This window comes from Flavobacterium phycosphaerae, assembly GCF_010119235.1.
GTDB lineage: Bacteria > Bacteroidota > Bacteroidia > Flavobacteriales > Flavobacteriaceae > Flavobacterium > Flavobacterium phycosphaerae.
This window is the reverse complement of the sequence record NZ_JAAATZ010000001.1, coordinates 1,666,915-1,686,211: the sequence shown is the minus strand read 5'-3', so window position 1 is coordinate 1,686,211 and position 19,297 is coordinate 1,666,915. Positions and strand designations below refer to the sequence as shown.

Annotated in this window: 6 protein-coding genes; 2 read left to right on the top strand and 4 right to left on the bottom strand. The window is 38.9% G+C overall.

Translation table 11 applies throughout. The features are described 5' to 3' along the window. Nucleotides 1–1,968: a peptidylprolyl isomerase gene (locus GUU89_RS07465; RefSeq protein WP_162127327.1), complete on the bottom strand. Its 1,968-nt coding sequence runs from the start codon at nt 1,966–1,968 to the stop codon at nt 1–3. Between the two features lie 253 nt (nt 1,969–2,221). Here GUU89_RS07465 and GUU89_RS07460 point away from each other — a divergent pair, with 253 nt between their 5' ends. Beyond that, the gene (locus GUU89_RS07460) at nt 2,222–3,811 is read left to right on the top strand and encodes a peptide chain release factor 3 (RefSeq protein WP_162127326.1); all 1,590 of its coding nucleotides are present in this window, start codon (nt 2,222–2,224) and stop codon (nt 3,809–3,811) included. Nucleotides 3,812–3,931: 120 nt separating this feature from the next. Continuing rightward, the gene (locus GUU89_RS07455) at nt 3,932–4,099 is read left to right on the top strand and encodes a hypothetical protein (protein WP_162127325.1); all 168 of its coding nucleotides are present in this window, start codon (nt 3,932–3,934) and stop codon (nt 4,097–4,099) included. Between the two features lie 146 nt (nt 4,100–4,245). On the opposite strand, the gene GUU89_RS07450 is transcribed toward GUU89_RS07455, so the two are convergent. From GUU89_RS07450 to GUU89_RS07440, 3 genes are all read right to left on the bottom strand, one after another. Further along, nucleotides 4,246–4,440 carry a hypothetical protein gene (locus GUU89_RS07450; protein WP_162127324.1) on the bottom strand — a complete coding sequence of 65 codons (195 nt, stop codon included), beginning with the start codon at nt 4,438–4,440 and terminating at the stop codon, nt 4,246–4,248. Between the two features lie 105 nt (nt 4,441–4,545). Next, a complete protein-coding gene (locus tag GUU89_RS07445; protein ID WP_162127323.1) occupies nt 4,546–7,749 on the bottom strand; it encodes a T9SS type A sorting domain-containing protein in 3,204 nt (1,067 codons plus the stop codon). 39 nt (nt 7,750–7,788) lie between these two features. Continuing rightward, nucleotides 7,789–19,293, bottom strand: coding sequence for an Ig-like domain-containing protein (locus tag GUU89_RS07440; protein WP_162127322.1), 11,505 nt, complete (start codon nt 19,291–19,293; stop codon nt 7,789–7,791). Between the last annotated feature and the right edge of the window lie 4 nt (nt 19,294–19,297).

Here is a 19,297-nt window from a genome sequence, read left to right as displayed (position 1 = left end):
TTATGGATTTAATTGTTTTTTGACATGTTCAAAAACCTCCTTATTGGTTTTGACGGTGTACTCTTGTTTCAAGTCATCAACCCAACGTTGTTCTAAATATTGCTGGTAATCGTTTACTATTTTGCCTTTGCATTCGTCAAAGGTTTTAACCTCTGCCGGCAATACTTTATCCACTTTGGTTACAAAATAATATTCTCCTTCTTTGAAGATTTCCGAAATGCCTACTTCATATTTCATTCCCTTTGGCATAGCATCATTCCCTTCTTCAAAGGTACCGCTGTTGGTCATCACATTAACCACATTCCCAACATTCAGTTTGGTTTTGATATCCTGTGGCTCTGCTTTTTTCTTCAACATGGCCAATGCTTTTTTTATCTCTTCCATTTTGGTTGAAGATATAATAGTAGCTTGAACTCTTTTTTTCCACATGTGTTCCATTTTGTGGTCGTTGTAGAATTTCTGCAAGCCAATGGTATCTGTTTTTGAACGATCCCAAATTTCTTTTTCCATTAAATCAAAAAGCAATAACCCATCGCGATACTCTTCCATCACGTTAGCGAAATCAGGAAATTCATTTTCTAGATTGTCATCATAGTAGGCTTTCAATTGTTCGTCTAAGAACTTTTCGTATAAAGCGTCAACTAATTTTGAAATCGGCTTAACGTTTGGACTTGTTTTTTGTTGTTTCTCTACAAATTCTAAAAAAGTTTTACCGTCAATTTTCTTGTCATTGATGGTTAATAAAGGAGCGGTAAAGTCTTTGGCATTGGCAGGAATGGTCCATTTGGCGTCATAAAATGCGTCGGTAACCAATTTTGAGACCAAAGCATATTGTTTTGCATCCTTTTTATACGTGTATTTTTTTCTCAATTTTTCATTAAGCGAAGCCACAATTTTTTTGGAACGGTCGTCTTTACCAATTTTGCTTTCCAACTCACCTTTCATTTCATCCATTGTTTTTATTGGATTTTTTTCTATCAGCTTCACGATGTGCCAGCCGAATTGAGATTGGAATGGTTTGGAAACTTCATTAGGTTGTGTCAAAGCAAAAGCTACATTTTCAAATTCTTCAGAACTTAACTGACCCGAACCGAATTTATTCAGCACCCCGCCTTTGGAGGATGAAGATTTATCTTCTGAAAATTGCTTGGCTAAATCTTCAAATTTTTCGCCTTGCTGTATTTTTTTGTAAATATCGTTGATGGTGTTTTTAGCTTTGTCTTGGTCAGCATCCTCCGGTTTTGGATTCAAAATCATGATGTGTGCTACGGTAACTTCGCCTCTATTGTTTCTGATATCATCCACTTTTATGATGTGGTATCCGAAACGGGTTCTGATGATTTTAGAAATCTTTCCCTTTTGAGTATTGTAAGCAGCGCTTTCAAAAGGATATACCATTCGGAAAGCAGAGAAATAACCCAAGCTTCCTTTGTTTTCTTTGGCTGATGGATCTTCCGAATATTGAGTGGCTAAATTAGCAAAGTCTTCTCCGGCCAAAGCTCTTTTATAGATATCTTCAATTTTTTTGTAGGCTTTCAAAGTATCCGCCGGAGCGGCATTTTCATCCACTAAGATTAAGATGTGGGATGCTTTGATTTCTTTTTGCAGACGATTGTAGCCTTCTTCTATTAGCTCTTGTGTGATTTTAGTGTCGTTGAAATAGTTTTTGGCTAATTGAGTTCGATAGGATTTTAATTCGCTTTGGTATTGCGGATTGTTTTGTAACCCTAATTTATAGGCTTTATTTACTTTTAATTTATAACCAATAAACAGCTCTAAATATTGATTTAAATCTTTCTGCGATTCGTCTTTTACTAAGTCCAGGTTTTTTTTGTAAACTCTGGCAAACTCATCAGTATAATAGGATTTTTCGTTGATGGTGAATAAAACTTCTTTAGTATTGTTTTGAGCAAACCCGTTATAAGTTAGGGCTACTAATAATCCGAAAAACAAATGCTTTATATTCATTGCTTACAATTTTCTTCTTTAAAATGAAACGGTTAAAAATTTATTTAAATTAATGATAACTGATAAATAAAATGGGACGTTACAATCAACAAAAGTAACAATTCAATCACATTATACAAGTATCGGCGCTACTATTAACAAAATTTTATTAACACTTCATCCTGCATCAAAAAAGGATAAAAAATTAGTTGAATCATTCCTATCTGAATAATGAGTAAATAATAGTATTTTTGCAACCTATTTATTGAAAATCATGAGTTTTTTAAAAGAAATACAACGTCGCAGAACCTTTGGAATTATATCGCATCCTGATGCCGGGAAGACCACTTTAACCGAAAAATTATTGCTTTTTGGAGGGGCTATTCAGGAAGCCGGAGCGGTAAAGAACAACAAAATCAAAAAAGGAGCTACTTCCGATTTTATGGAGATTGAACGACAGAGAGGGATTTCGGTTGCTACCTCGGTGTTGGCTTTTAATTACAAAGACATCAAAATTAATATCCTCGATACTCCGGGTCACAAGGATTTTGCTGAAGACACTTTCCGAACGCTTACGGCTGTTGACAGTGTTATTGTGGTAATTGACGTAGCCAAAGGGGTTGAGGAACAAACGGAAAAGCTGGTTGAAGTGTGTCGCATGCGAAATATTCCGATGATTGTTTTCATCAACAAATTAGACCGTGAAGGAAAGGATGCGTTTGATTTGATGGATGAAGTAGAACAGAAACTGGGATTAAATGTTACGCCTTTAAGTTTTCCTATCGGAATGGGATATGATTTTCAGGGAATTTATAACATTTGGGAACAGAACATCAACCTTTTTAGTGGCGACAGCCGTAAAAACATTGAGGACACTATAGCTTTTTCAGACATTGACAGTCCGGAATTAGAGAAAATAATTGGCGAAAAACCAGCCGTGAAACTTAGAGAAGAACTGGAACTCATCAGTGAAGTGTATCCCAATTTTGATAGAGAAAAATACCTTAATGGTGATTTACAACCCGTGTTTTTTGGTTCGGCTTTGAATAACTTCGGCGTTAGGGAATTGTTAGATTGTTTCATTCAAATTGCCCCGGCTCCCCGACCGAAAGAATCGGAAACGCGATTGGTTAGACCCGAAGAGGAAAAGATGAGTGGTTTTGTATTTAAAATCCATGCCAATATGGATCCTAAGCACAGAGACCGATTAGCTTTTGTTAAAATTGTTTCCGGAACCTTTGAAAGAAACAAGCCTTACACGCATGTTCGATTGAATAAAAATCTGAAGTTCTCGAGTCCAAATGCTTTTTTTGCTGAGAAAAAGGAGATTGTAGATATTTCGTATCCCGGCGACATTGTTGGATTACACGATACCGGTAATTTTAAAATTGGCGATACGTTGACCGAAGGTGAAGTAATGAGCTTTAAAGGTATCCCGAGTTTTTCACCGGAACATTTCCGTTATATCAATAATGCTGACCCGTTGAAGGCAAAACAACTTGACAAAGGGGTGGATCAATTGATGGATGAGGGTGTTGCTCAATTATTTACTTTAGAAATGAACAACCGAAAAGTTATCGGGACGGTTGGTGCCTTACAGTATGAGGTTATTCAATACCGTTTGGAGCATGAGTACGGTGCTAAGTGCAGCTATGAGAACTTCCCGGTACATAAAGCCTGTTGGGTTAAACCGGATGATGCTAAAAGCGAAGAGTTCAAAGAATTCAAAAGAATAAAACAAAAATTCCTGGCTCATGACAAGTACGGACAGCTAGTATTTTTAGCCGATTCAGAGTTTACTATTCAGATGACACAGAGTAAATTTCCAACCGTTAAACTTTTCTTTACCTCTGAGTTTGATTAAATAACAGTAAAATAAGCATTACATTTCTTTTAAGTTAGAAAATGATTGCTATATTTGCAATACGAATAGAATCCCACTATGAAGAAATTTTTTAAATTTTACCTACTAGCATTTATCCTGATGACGGATTTCATGATGTATGCGCAACCAGGCGATGAGACCGGAGGCGGTGGACTTGAAGACAATGACCCACCACCTGCACCTATAAACAGTCAATTAATATTATTAGTCATTTTAGGTATACTATTTGTTTTTAACACTTACCGACTAAAAAACAAAGAAGCATAACAAAAAGCCTTTAACTCACGTTAAAGGCTTTTTTATTTGTCTTATCTTTTATCTTGTTTTAGTCTTTCCCCTTTCTTTACTAATTCCACGGAGCACGAGCCAATAGGATTTGCTGTGACTCTTCTTCTCATTGCAGATTTAGTATTTTATGTAGCAGGTTGGATTTCGGACGCGGCAGGTTGGATTTCGGACACGTCAGGTTGGATTTCGGGCATGGCAGGTCGGATTTCGGAGCGTGCAGGTTGAATTTCAGGCAGAGCAGGTTGAATTTCAGGCAGAGCAGGTTGGATTTCAGAAACGGCAGGTTCTATTTCGGAGTGTGCAGGTTCGATTTCAGGCAATGGAGGCCTCATATTGTTTGTGTGAGGGTTAAACAGTTTATTTAGTATCATAAAAAAAGCCTCTCTGTTTCCAGAGAGGCTTTCTATTTTTAGAATCTAATGTAATTATCTTTTAACTACACGAAGTGTTTTCACTTCACTTCCTTGTGTTACCACAACGTTGTAAACTCCTGACGCGAAACGGTCACCGATAGATAATTCTGAAGCTTCTGTAGCTCCAACTTCTCTCTTATCAAGTAATTTTCCTGTCATGTCATAGATAGATACTCCTACTCTTTCTTCACTTGATGTAGTCAAGTTTAAGTGGAAGTTATCACTGTATGGGTTTGGATAAGCTACTACTGCAAATGGTACTGCAGTTGAAACTTTAGCCGGAGTACAATCTTTGTAGTATACCGCAACGGCAACACCGTTAACTGTAACACCACAACTGTTAGTGAATGTAGCTCTGAAGTAGTTTACGCCTACTACAGGGTCAGTTACAGTATAACTTACTTGGTTAGCACCAGCGATATCTGTGAATCCAGTTGTAGCTGATGAAGTTGAAGTCTGCCATTGGATATTTCCAACATAACCTGAACCAATAGTTAATACTTTAATATCACTATCAACACAGATAGCTGTTAAAGCAGTTTTTCCTGTTGGAGAAGTAGTGTTAGGCACTACAGTTTTAGCCACTGGTTTAGCCACAACAAGCACGTACGCTAAATCGCTGTATACTGTAGAACAAGTTCCGATAGTTACTTTAGCTCTGTAAGCTGTAGAAAGTGTTAAGTTACCAGTTGGGTAAACTAAGCTATGGTTAGTAGTTGCTGTCCAAGTTGGAGCCGCAGTAGCATAGTTAGTTGATTTTTCCCAAGTGATAGTACCTGTAGCATTTGACAATGTTAAAGTAGTTCCGGTTGTAGGACAAACTGTTGTTCCTCCTGCAATAGTTCCAACAATAGCTTCAGTTCCGATTATGTATTGAACAGGCGCAGTATAAGCTGAAGAACAAGCTCCGCTGGTTACTTTTGCTCTGAAATATAAATCAACTGTCATGTTAGTTGGTACATAGCTAGTAGCTGTACTACTAGTAGAAGTAGTGCTGAAAGGTAATCCTACCGGAATTGCTGAAGCTTTTGGTGCAGCAAAATAGTTCACACCGTCTTCTGAATACTCCCATTGGATTTTTCCAACATAACCAGCAATTTTTAAACTTCCTGAACCACCTTCACAGATTGTTCCACCACCAACTGTAATAGTACCTGCTACTGATAGAGGATTTACAGTGATTGTTTTAGTAGCTGAAATAGCTGTAGTATTGTTACAAGCGTTATAAGCCACTACTCGGTAAGAACGGTTTGAGTTCAACTGAGCGTTAGTAAGCGTATAAGTTGTTCCTGTAGCTCCATCAATATCAGTAAACACACCTGGTGCTGTTCCGCTTGAGAATGGAGAAGACTGCCATTGGAATGAAGTAGCTGCATAGTTAGTCAAAGTGAAAGTAAGATCACTTCCGATACATACATTAGTAGAAGGAACTGTGATAGAACCTGCTTTGATTGTTGATAGGATAGTAACCACTACAGCATTTGACTCAGCAGTTCCACAAGCACCATTAACAATTACTCTGTACTGAGTTCCTTTAACCGGTAACGCAGAAGTTTTAGTTATTGTTAATGTATTGGTATCAACACCTGAGTAAGCAGCAGAGTTGGCAGTGATGCTAACCCAAGCCGGGTTAGGATTAGTAGCCGTTGGCACTCTGTACTGCCAAGTGTAACCTGATGCAGTAGCATTAGCAGCTACAGTTAAGCTAGCTGTTGAACCTACTGTACTACAGATATTAGTAGCAACCGGTTGAGTTGTAATACCAAAAGTAGTGATTGTTAAATTCAATACTTCTGTATGACATCCGCTAACTACTGAGTAACTTCCTGAAGCACTATAAGTTTGATCATTAACTGACCAAGTATAGCTACCACAAGCTGAAGCTGTAGTAGTGTTAGTAGTATTTGGCGTAATAGTCAAGACTAACTTCTCAGTAACACAATTGGTTGTAGTACCTGTGTACGTTCCAGAAGCTGAATATGATAGACCAGTGTTTGGCCAAGTATAGCTACCACATTGTGAAATAGTAGTAGTGTGCTCAGATGAAGGAGTAATAGTCAACACTAAAATTTCAGTATGACAATCACGCTCTTCAGTATAAGTACCTGATGCTGTATAGTCTACATCATTAACTCCCCAGTGGTAAGTACCACAAGCCGAAGCTGTAGTAGTATTACTTGTAGCCGGAGTAATAGTTAAATGAAGTGTTCTTTCCACAGGACAAGCACCTGAGTTATCAGTATACGTATAGTCACCTGATGCTGTATACGTAGCTCCGTTTCCGGCTGACCAAGTATACGTACCGCAAGCGGCAGCTGTAGTTGAACTAGTTTGTAATGCTGGCTCAGTAACGGTAACAGGAACTGTTATATTACCACAACCTTCATTAGACACTACTACTGAATAAGTACCTGCAGCTAAACCGGAGATAGTGAAAGCACCACCTGCTGTTAAAGTAGCTGACCCTGAACCCGCTCCTGTGTAAGTAACCGCAGTTACTGAAGGCGCCGGAGATAAAGTAATAGTAGCTGAACCTGTACCACCAAAACAAGCGGCATTAGTTACACTAGCAGAACCTGAAGTAGCACAAGTTTGTCCTACGGTTAAACTGTATGGAGCCGCTGAAGAGTGACTCAAAACAAGACCAGGTCCTGGGTTACCTGTTGTAGTAAGGTAAGTAAAAGTACTTCCTCCACCAAAAGGCTGAGCATTAACCCCTGAGTTTGTTTTACCAGTTGCTAAAACATTTTGCAACCATAAATTGGCATTACCGGCAGCCCAAGGCTGGGTATTGGTAATTCTCCAAGTACCAAGACTTACTACAGTACCCTGTGGCATATCTACAGGTGTAGGCATGTTGGCAGTAGTAAGACGAATACTTCCGGCTGTGGTTAAAATAAGCGGATTAGCTGGTAAAGACGACACTAACTCACTCTTAGTATTTGCCACATAAGCCGCACTTATGGTACCACCATTAATAATGGCAGTATTAAAGTTGATACTAGTGGAAAATGCCGAAAATCTCATTCCCGCAGTAGGACCAACAACAGTAAGTGTCAAATTCACATCCATGGTATTGGTCGTGGCCGAGGCCGTCGAAATACCCATAGCGAATTGTGCGCCTACAACAGCTTGAGCTTTCCCTGCGATGGAATACATCGCAAGGAAAAGCATCAATCCAAATTTGCAACACGTGCTTTTAATTGATTTTTTCATATTATTAATTGTTTTAAATTTATTTAGATTCATCGGTTCTTATGGACGTAATAATTCAACACCAGAGGCAGAGTTGTCATCCAAGAAAGGATAATCCTGAATTTCTACGAATCCATCTCCGTTCAAGTCAGTTACATTGTAACCTTCAGCTCCATTAGCACTATCAGTATCTAGTGGTGCATAGTCTTGAATTTCGATAAATCCATCCTGATTAACATCTCCTGAGAAGATTCCGTAAACTCCTGATTCTAACATTTTCATGTTGTTACCGTAAGCTTTAGAAGCTGCGTCAGTGAAATTGTAAGTAGCCGGTGTAGCACCAACAGTTACTGGGTTTGCACTCCATGTTTCCATTGAATTTCTATGTTTAACTACTACGTAGAATGAACCACTTGGTGAAGAGCTATAAGTAGCTACTGCCGTACCATTTGTTTGTAGCATAGCTGTAGCTGTAGCAACTAAATCATAAGTACTGGCATCGTGTAATTCTACTGTAATCTCATCCACATTAGTTGAACTAGAACCAACACCTTGGTTAGCTAATACCGGACGCATAGCATGAGTCGAAGCATCATAGTAACCTTCAATGTTAGCTGTAACTGTAACTACTGATTCACATGGGTTGATAGTTAATACTAATGTTTTCACATCAGGACAACCAGAAGCATTTGTTGAAGTGTAAGTATACGTTCCTGAAGAAGTATAAGTAACACCATTCACAGCCCAAGTGTAAGTACCACAAGTTGGAGAAGTTACTGTTTCAGTAGATGCTGTACTATTATTGATTGTTAATACTAATGTTTTAGTATCTGTACAACCACTAGCATTAGTACCTACAAAAGTGTAAGTTCCGCTTGTTGTATAAGTAGTACCGTTAACTGACCATAAGTAGCTGTCACAAGCTGTAACCGATTGTGAGCTGCTTGTAGTAGCGTTAACTGTAATTACCGCTGAACCTGTTTGTGCTTGAGAACAAGCTGTAGAGCTTGAATCTGTAACACTTACTAAAGCATAAGTAAATGCACCTGCAGCAGTTGTTGGAGCAGACAATGACACACTGTTACCTGATGTAGTTGTAATCGTTTGATTAGAACCACCGTTAAGTGTATAAGTGAATGTATAAGGTGCTGTTCCGTTAGCTCCTGTGAAGGTAACTGATGGTTGAGCATCTCCCTGACAAACTGTAGCAGTACCAGAGATACTAGCTGTTGGTAATGGATTAACTGTTAATGTAGTTGAACCAACATTAGTACATCCTGCAGCAGTTGTAGCTGTAGCAGTATATGTAGCTGATGAAGCTGTTTTTACATAAGTAGTTGCACCTGTAGCTGTATTAGCTGTAGTAGTACCGGCAGCATTAGTAAAGCTGTTAGGTTCTGATGAAGTCCAAGTTACAGTTTCAGTTCCAGGAACTGAAGCAACTTTAACATTATCAATCACCCAGTAGTAACCCCAAGTTGACACATAGTTATATCTAATTTTAACATTAGATTGACCAACATAAGCATTTAAGCTTACCGTTGCTGCAGCCGGAGCTGTAGAAGTACCTACTGTTGTTCCTTTGTAGTCTACTAATTGAGACCAAGTTGAACCACCGTTAGTAGAGATTTCTAATTTAACAGTAGTATCACCACTTGACCAGAATCTGTAATAATGCTCGAAAGTTAATGATGCATTAGGTAAACCAACTAAACTGAATGACGGTGAAGTCAATGTAGTAGTAGTAGTTGAACCAGAACCTCCGGTATCAGCATTAGCCATTGCAAATTTACCTCCATTAGCGGTAGAGTATACTGTACTGCTGTAAGTGTAAGGAGAAGTTTGATAAGCAAAGTTAGATGCTGAGTTTGTAGAAGTACCATTAATTGTCCATGTAGGAGCATTAGTATTGAAGTTCTCAGAAAGAACTGTAACATCAGTACCTTGAGTAGCAGTTAACAATACCGCAGCTGAATTAGCACAAACTGTACTGTTTGCAGGAGTAACAGTAACTGCTTGAGGCAGTGGGTTTACGGTTACTGAGAAAGCAGTAGTAGTAGAACATAAATCACCTGAACTTTGAGAAGCAGTTAAAGTATAAGCCGTAGATACTGAAGGGTTAAAGGTATAACCATCCGCAGCATTTCCGCTAACACCTGTAGCCGGGCTCCAAGTATAAGTATCATAAACTGTTGTTGGAACAGGAGAAGTAACAGTTACTAAACCTGAAGTCTGACCAGCACAAATAGAAGCAGTAGAGCTGCTTAATGTTAATGCAGGTGGTGCAGTTACTGTAGCAGTAACCATCGTTCTGGCTGAAGAACAACCAGCAGACACAGAGATGTTATGGAAATAACTATACGTAGTAGAGCTTACTCCACTATCATAACCACTTGTAATAGTACCTAATGGTGCCATATTGTTATAAGTAGATGATGCATAGTTAACACCTGTAGCAATTCTGTTTACAGATTGAGAGAAACCTGCCAATAAACGGTAAGTTGTACCGGCAGTAACCGGTAAGTTCAAGTCCATAGTGTACCAACCAGCGGTAGCACCTTGAACAATTGACAATACTAAATTAGAACCAATTTGGGTTCCAGTTGCATGATCAACTAATCTTACAGTTACAGTATTAGTCACGTTTGTAGTTGGTGAATAATATTGTGCAGAAACAACTGTTCCTGTATTAGTAGCTGTAAATACAATACCTCTTTCAGCAGAAGCACCTGTAGTTTCAGGGATAGCCGTAGCATCTTTTCCTAAACCAGATGCACTTCCTGCTCCAATAAGTGCTTCAACATAATAATCAGTTGTAGCCGTAATAGTTGGAGTGGTAAATGGAGAACCTGTACCAATAGCAGTACCGCCTGTTGGAGATGTAAACCATGCTAAAGAAGTACCAGCTGAACCAGTAGCAGTTAAATCAACTGTACCTGTACCACAACGTGAAGCTCCGTTTGAAGCTGTAACTGTTGGGTGGTTCACTGTAAATGTGATAACATTACTATCATCAAAAGATTCCGTAGTTGCACAATTCATTCTTAATTTGAAATAAGTTGTGGTCGTTAAGAAACCTGAAGTATAAGAAGATTCAGTAGCTCCATCAACAACAGTAAAGTCAATTCCGTTTAAGGATTGATACCATTGGAATGAAGTTCCTGTTACTGCTGTAGTATAACCTGCAGCTGTTAAAGAAACTGAACCAGTTTCACAAGCAGTAGTTGATGATGCTGTAATAGTACCTGCATCAACCACACTACATGTAGGAGCTGCTGTTACTGTAACTGCAAAATCTAAAGTAACTCCGAATGAACCAGAGAAACATGGATTTGGAGTTGCTTGACCAGAGTCAGCAGTACCAATTCTCATACGGTGTGTACCAATAGTAGCACCTAATGGCATTGTGAATGTCATGTCAAGAGTTGTTGGATTGGTTGACAATGATTCAGCTGACTTAAGTAATTCTGATGAATCAAATACTAAATCGTCATTAAAGTCAATCCAAATATTACTATTGTATGTAAATCCAGTTGCAAAAGTAAGACTAACCGGAACAGTAGCTAATTGTGTAAAGCTAAGTCCTGTAGTAGCTGTATTGTCTTGGAAAGTTACATCCGGAACAGTAAAGCTGGTAGTACCAACTACAGCAGTTGTAATACCTAAACCATCATTGCTGGTTGGTATAGAAGTACAGTAATTAGTAATAGTCAATTCAGCTGCAGTTGAAGTTACCGGACAACCACCAGAAGTTACTAACGCTCTGTAGAAACGATTGTTAGCACTTGCAGCAGTATTACCTGAAATAGCAACACCTAAAGAAGCTGAAGTAGCATTGGTATAAAGCACACCTGTTGGTGTATTATTAGCTACAGAAGTCCATCCAGTTGTACCATTGGTAGAATACTGCCATTGGTAAGTAGGACTTGAAACTGATGTAGCTACCGTAAATGTAGCAGTACTTCCGATAAGACCTGATACTGAAGCAGCAACCGGGTTAGTATCGATAGTTGGTACATTAAATAACAATTGAGCAGGGTCTGAATTTACAGCAAGACATGGAGAAACTCCATTTAATACTGCTCTATAGTAATAAGTACCTGTAGTAACTGTTGCAGAAGTAGTGGTTACACTTAAAGCACTTGTAGACGCATTTGCATACGTTACATTAGCCGGTGTATCATTAGCCACTGCAGACCAATCAGTACCGTTTGCTGAATACTGCCAAGAATAACCTGTAGTATTAGAACCGTTTGTAGAGAAGATTACAGTGCTACCAGTACCACAAGCCGTTTGGTTTGTTGGTTGTGTAGTTACAGCAGGAGCTGCAAAAACAGTTATAGTAGCCTGACCTGAAGTAACAAAAGTTTCAGGATCAGAGATAACAGCAACCGCTCTGAATTTCCAAGTGTTTTGTGCTGTTGTTAAACCTACTACTCCTAATGAAGTTGTATTTACATCGGTAAATGAAACCCCACTGATAACAGTAGATTCTTCAATAAATACTCCTTCTTGGAATCCAGAACCTGAATCTACTTGCCATAAAATTGCATCTGGCGTCGGACCGGTAGTTGTAACCGTGAAAGTAGCTGTACCAGGATTAGTACAAGCTGTTTGGTTCGCAGGATTCGATACAGACAATAATTGAACGCTTAATTGAGCGCTATCAGAATCTACAGAAGTTGTACATGGAGCGTATCCTGCCACAGTACATCTATAATAAAGACCATTCAACGCAGTTGTTGCAGCTGTAATATTTAAAGTAGCTGTAGTAACATTGGTGTATGGAGTTGGATCTTCAGTTGTAGAATTTACTAAAGCAGTAAAGTTCACATTATCAGCAGAAGAATACCATTGGTAGCTTCCGGTTGTGTTAATAGAACCTGATGCAATAATTGAGAATGAAGCATCTCCACCCGGCACAATACTTTGCGCAATTGGTTGAGATGTAACAGTAACTGTAGAATATACATTTAATGTAACTGTATTAGGAGCGTAAGAAGTACAACCTAACACTGTATCTACAATTCTGGCACCAATAACTGTTGAACCTGCTGTTAAAACAGTAACAACACCGTTGGCATCAATAGTAGCTACCGCTGGGTTAGATGAAGTCCATTCAACCCCTTCTGTAGCATTATCAAAATCAATAGTTGCTGGTGCAGTTAAACATGCACTAGTTGCACCACCTGTAATAGCAGCGATAGTGATTCCGTTTTGCGTAACTGTAAGGTTAGCCGAATCATTATAACAAGCACTATTAGCAGCAGCATAAGCTCTGGCTACATAAGTTCTGGTAGCTGTTGGTTTAGAATATACTTTAGCAGCTCCTCCTCCTGTATATGGAGTAGTAGCAGCAGCATCAGTATATAAATCCGTTGAAGGAGACCAAACACAAGTAGTACATGGGTTTGACACACCAAATGTAGCTAAAGGTCTATTAGCATAAGTAGTTCCACCAGTTGTTGCAGTACAAGCTCCTGAAGAACCTAATAAATTGGTATTTCTCAAAGCACTAGGAGTAGTAGCCGCCAATGTAGACGAACCTCCAGTTGAACTGATGTTATAACAAATATCCACTAATAAATCTGAAGTACCATTCCAAGTATATGGAGTAGTAAATGTATGAACATTATTTCCTGATACAGCTGTATAAGTTGAAGCTGTGTAAACAGTAGTTAATGTTGGTGATTGGAAACCAGTCGTAGCAGTAGAAGAAGTAGCGGCACCTAATTTAATAGTGTAATTATTAGCCGAACCACTTCCTACAGAAGTTACGTTAAAGGTAATAGAGGTTAAATTACCACCTGTTATTCCTGCAGCTTGTAATTCAGCAGCGGTATAAATTAACTGATGTCTAAAATCACCTGTTCCAAATCCATTTCTATAAACTCCTCCTCCAAACTCAGTTGTTGATTGAGTTCCGATAGTAACATTTCCTGAACCTGCTGATGCAGCAGTTAAAGTACTTATACCATCATTACAAAGAGTTGTCGGTGTTGCATTAACTGTCGGAACACCAGGGTAAGCAGTAACCACCACTGAAACTGTGCTTGAATTCACACAACCATTTCCTGAACCAGTAAGAGTGTACACATAGGTACCTGCAGCTGTTGGAGTAATAGTTTGAGAAGCACCGTTTAATGAAGTAGCGATGCCGCTTCCTGCAGCCGGACTAGCTGTCCAAGTATAAGTTGGATAGTTACCTGCCGTTTCTGACAAATCAACTGTACTTGATAAACAAATTGCATTTGTACTTGCTGTAGGAGCAATAGCAAAAGGAGCTGTTACATCAGCTTGAACCATTGTTCTGGCACTTTCACAACCTGTAGTTGGATTAACAACTGACACATAGAAAGTAGTTGAAGTACTAATACTAGAAGTATACGTAGTTGAAGTACTTGACTGTACTGCTGTACCATTAGTAGATACTGTATACCATTTGAATGTTGGAGTAGTAAATCCGTTAGGATCTGCAACAGCAACAGTAGGAACACCATTTCCACATTGAGTAGACGGTGAATTACTAGTAGTTGGCGCAGTTGGTAGTGGATTAACTGTTACTGTAACATCTTTAATTCCTGTACAAGCACTTGCTGAATCATATCCAGACGCTCTATATACAGTTGTAGTAGATGGAGAAACGGTCAATACATTTCCTGTAGCTCCTAAACTTGTTGAAGGAACAGTATCCCATGCATAAGTTAACGAACCTGCAGCTAAAGTTTGAGCCTGTCCACCAAATTTAACATTCAAACGTTGGTTAGAGAAACTAGCCGCGTTTGTTGAAGCAGTTGAAGTATAAGCTACGGTATTACCTGTTGTAGCAGTGTAATATGTTATTGAGTTATTAGTTGCATCTGCTCCATTGTGAATTACTTCTACAATAATGTTAGAAGTTCCATTCCAAGAATAAGGAGTAGAGAAATTAATAGTTTGTAATCCTGTAGCTGTATGAGTATACGTCTGTGATGGATAAACAGTTGTAAATCCGGTTGTAGACACAAAATCACCTGAAAGTGTAGATGAAGTTGTTGAACCAATTTTCACTGTGAAACCAGAGTTAGTTGCACCATCCCCTAAAGTAGTAATATCATACGCCATCGAAGTAATATTTCCGGCGGTTAAACCAGCAGCCGTTAATTCAGCAGCAGTATAAACCGTTTGCATACGGTATGATGGCCATCTGTTACAGAAAGCTGTTGGTTGCGCAGTAGCACTTGTTAGAGAAGTTCCAGTACCAATTGTTGCAAAACCTGCTCCAATTACTGACTGCAATGCAGTAAGTGTAGTAGAAGCACCACTACAAATAGCAGCTGGTGTAGCTACTGAAAGTACCGGAGCCGGAGTGATAGTTACAACAATAGTATTAGTATTGCTACATCCTAAGTCTGCATTTTGACCAACACCTGTTACAGTGTAAGTATATGGACCTGTTCCTGATGGAGTTACGTCAACTGAAGCACCATTTAATGAAGTAGCAATACCACTTCCTGTTGGTGTGTTAGCGGTCCATGAGTATAAATAATCTCCTGTACTAGAAGCACCTAGAGAGATAGTACCATTTTGACAAACTGTTCCGGTAGCTCCAGGAGAAACCGTAATAGTTGGTGCAGTATTTACAACAACCTGAACTTCTGTTCTGGCACTTTCACAACCTGTAGTTGGATTAACAACAGATACCCAGAAAGATCTTGAACTTGCTACTGTACTTGTGTAAGTAGTTGAAGTACTGGTTTGTAAAGCAGTAGTTGTAGTATTATCAGCATACCATTTGAATGTAGGTGTAGTAAACGCGTTAGGGTCAGAAACCTCAACCGTTGGCACTAAAGTACCACATTGTGTTGATGGGCTGTTACTTGAAGTAGGAGCTGTTGGTAGAGGATTAACCGATACGGAAACAGCATTTGTATTAATTGTACATCCACTAGAAGTTATAGTACCAGTGTAAGAAGTTGGATCTACAGTTGGAGAAACTGAAGCATTATTTCCACTGTAAGTATTGGTACCATCAGACCAAGATACCGAAGTAATTGGAGCTGCAACAACACCTGCAAAAGTGAATTTAGGGCGACTAGTACCTGTACCAGAAGTTCCGAAATCAGCAGCAGCAGAGAAAGGACACATAGTTGCAGCAACTGTACTGTCTTTTTGACCATAAGCTGTACATGTAAATCCTGGGCTATCAACTTTTACCGTTGTAGAAGTTGTAGATGTAGCCGTAGGATTCTTAGCCCAACAGAATGATAACACTATATTAGAAGTACCATTCCATGTAAATGAAGAGGAGAATGTTAGAGTATTAACCCCTACTGTTGTAGCATAAGCACCATTGGTACCTGAACCAGAATATACCTGAGTTAAGCCAGAAGTTATTAATGGTAATGCTGCTACAGTTGCGCTAGTATGCCCAATATTTAAAGCAAAACCTTCATAACCACTGAAAGCAGTGGTTGCTTCGAAAGCTAATGAAGTAATTGGTCCAGCTGATAATCCGGCTGCTGTTAATTCAGAAGCTTTAATTATGTATTGAGTTTTAGCACCACCCCAGTTTCCTGGGAACATACTTCCACCTGAAGTTGAGCTAGTTGAAGCGCCCGTTCCAAGACTTGTAGTCCCTGTTTTAGTTAATGTAGCCGTTAAAACAGTAGGAGTAGCCGAACAAACGGTGCTCAATGAAGCGGTTGCTGCAGCTGTGTAACCTAATAAAGGCTCATCAGCATAAGCTGTTCCTGTAGTAACTTGCGTAGTAATAGGATCAACAGCGGTTACATTCCAAGTAACATTGGCGTTAGTTGGAGAAGTAGCAGCTGGGATAGTTCCTGTAAAATCAGAAGTTGTTCCTGCCGTTAAGGTTCCTCCTGTCATAGTGATTGGCGTTTGAGCCACACCGTTGAAAGAGTAGTTTAAAGTAACTGAAGTGATATCATTTCCACCTGCAGTAATATTAGCAGTAATAGTTCTGCTTGAAGCAGTACATGCATTTCCAGTTGGAGAAGCAGCAACACTATTAATCACAACAACAGCAGCCGGTGTACCTGTAAACTCATCTGCTCCAATATCTGGAGTAGTAGCATTACGAGTATCTCCATCGTAGTCATCTGTAAAAGTTGCAATAGTAGCACCACCACTTTCAATTTGAGTAGCTACAGTAGTATCAACATGCAAGAAAGTAGCATCAGAACCTGTAGTACTTAAGAAAGGAGGAGTTGCGCTAACTGAAGCCGCGTCTCTAGGAGTAGCTCTTGTTTTGAAAGCTGCAATTGTAGCATCTGTATTTGTACCATCAGTAAAAATAGTTGAACCACTGAACAAGTTATTGTTAGAGGTAGATGCATAAGTAGTTAAAGTTGTAGATGATCTTCTGTAAGCAGCTGCTAAACCAGCACCTGTAGTTGAAGAAGCATTTGCAAAAATGTTATTACGTAAGTTTACGGTTGGCGTAGAAGAAGCATTAATAGCTGAAGAGCCAAATAATGCACCTGAACTTGAACCGGCAATTCTTACAGTATTGTAGTAAGCATTAACAGTAGTACCACCAGAAATGTTAATACCATTGATAGCATTAGCAAGGTTAGCAGTAGTTGATGTTAAATTACCAATAAGGTTGTTGTAAGCTGTAACAGTAGTACCACTAGTAATAGCTAAACCGGTAACTACAGATGCAGCACCAACAGCACTTAAGTCATAAATTTTATTTTTAAACACTGTTACTGTTCCACCTGCTCCAGATGACAAACCAATAAGGGTTGCTGATCCGGTAGATGTATTAGCAAATGAAAGTGAATAAATAGCGTTACCACTCATACTTCTTGTTGAAGAAGATGAAGTATTGGCAACGATACCTGTTATTGCATTTGAAGTCGAAGTGTTAGCACCGGCAATACTTAAATTATAAACTTGGTTATTAGTAACGGCTTCACCCACCGGAGAAGATGCATTACTAATACCAAATAAAGATGAAGTAAAAGTACTAGCGTTAGCCGAAACTGACATATCACGTATAACGTTTCCGCTATAAGTATAAGTAGAAGTTACCCCTCTTACACCATACATAGTTGTAGCAGCAGCAGTTCCAGTAGCAGTATTAGTATTAACAGTATTATTGTTAACATTAACCACTGTCGTTGAACTGAAAGCTCCATTGTTATCATAAACCCCTACAAACGTTCCCGCTTTTAAAGAGTTATTACGAACTGTGTTACTATTCATATTTACAGTAACCGCTGAAGTTGAACCTGTATAATAAATACCGTATAACAATGAACTTGAACCAGTACTATTATTAGTTACGTTATCAACTGTATTACTATTGATATTAATCGGAGTTCCTGTAGAAGCACTTTGTACACCAATAGCTGAAAGCGTTGCAGTAGTAGTACCTGAAGTACCTAAAGCAATAGCGTTAGCTGTTGAACCTCCAATAGTGTTGCTCGAAATAGTAAAGATACCTGAACCTGTAGCCTGAACACCAGCAAAAGTTGGCGCAACAGCTGCAGTAGTACCAGTAGCAGTAATAGACGAAACAACGTTATTTTGAATAGTACTTGTACCTCCTGAAGTTGTAGCGGTATAAATACCGGTTACAAAAAATCCGGTAGTTGAACCCGTTACAGTTACAGCACCAGTACCTGAAGCAGCACCAATAGTATTACCTGTTGTTGTTCCAACATTTACCGAACCTCCTAAAACCATAATACCACCAAATACTGGACCCGTTGCAGATCCACCACTTGAAGAAGTTATACTAAATCCTGAAATGGTGTTTCCTTGAATACTGGAAGCAGCAGTTGTATTAGCCGTAATCTCAATACCAACAAAACGGTTAGTGACTGCACCCGCATAAGTAGTAACTCCTGTTCCTGCAGCATTAGCAAAACCAATTGTATTATTACTTACGGTATAACCACCTCCACTAGAAGTTAAGATTTGAATAGCTCTATTCTGAGTACCTGTAGTAGCAGTTCTTGTAGCCGTTTGGAAAAATTTGTTACCTGTAATTGTCCAAGCTGAACTGTTACTGGCTACGAAAATTCCGTTTGAAGCTGTAGAAGCACCGAAATAGTTAGAAATAGTATTGTTTGTAATACTGTTACCGCTATTATCAATAGCTACAGAAGTACCTGCTGAATAAATTGCATTCAAAGCATTAGTTGCACCTGAAGTAATATCACAGTTAGTAATAGTATTGTTATCATTACCTGTTGTTCCTGTAGCAGCTGTTGAGAAAACAATTGTACCACTGGTTGTTGAAGTATTCACACTTCGAACGTTACAATATTGTAATGTATTATTTTTAGCATCATTAATAAATTGTACTGCATAACTAGTACCAGCATTGGTATTAGCAATAATTAAATCAGCAGTACTACCAGTTTGGTTAACACGTCCATCAAACGTTAAGTTACCAGCACCATTTAAATTTAAGGTACCGGTTGTGTTAGCACTTGTAATAGATAAACCTGAAACTGTTGGATATACTTTAATAGTATAAGCGCCGGCAGCAGACGCAGTTGAACTGGCAATAGGATATGTTTCAGCAGCTGCAGGATATCCTGTAATCAACTGT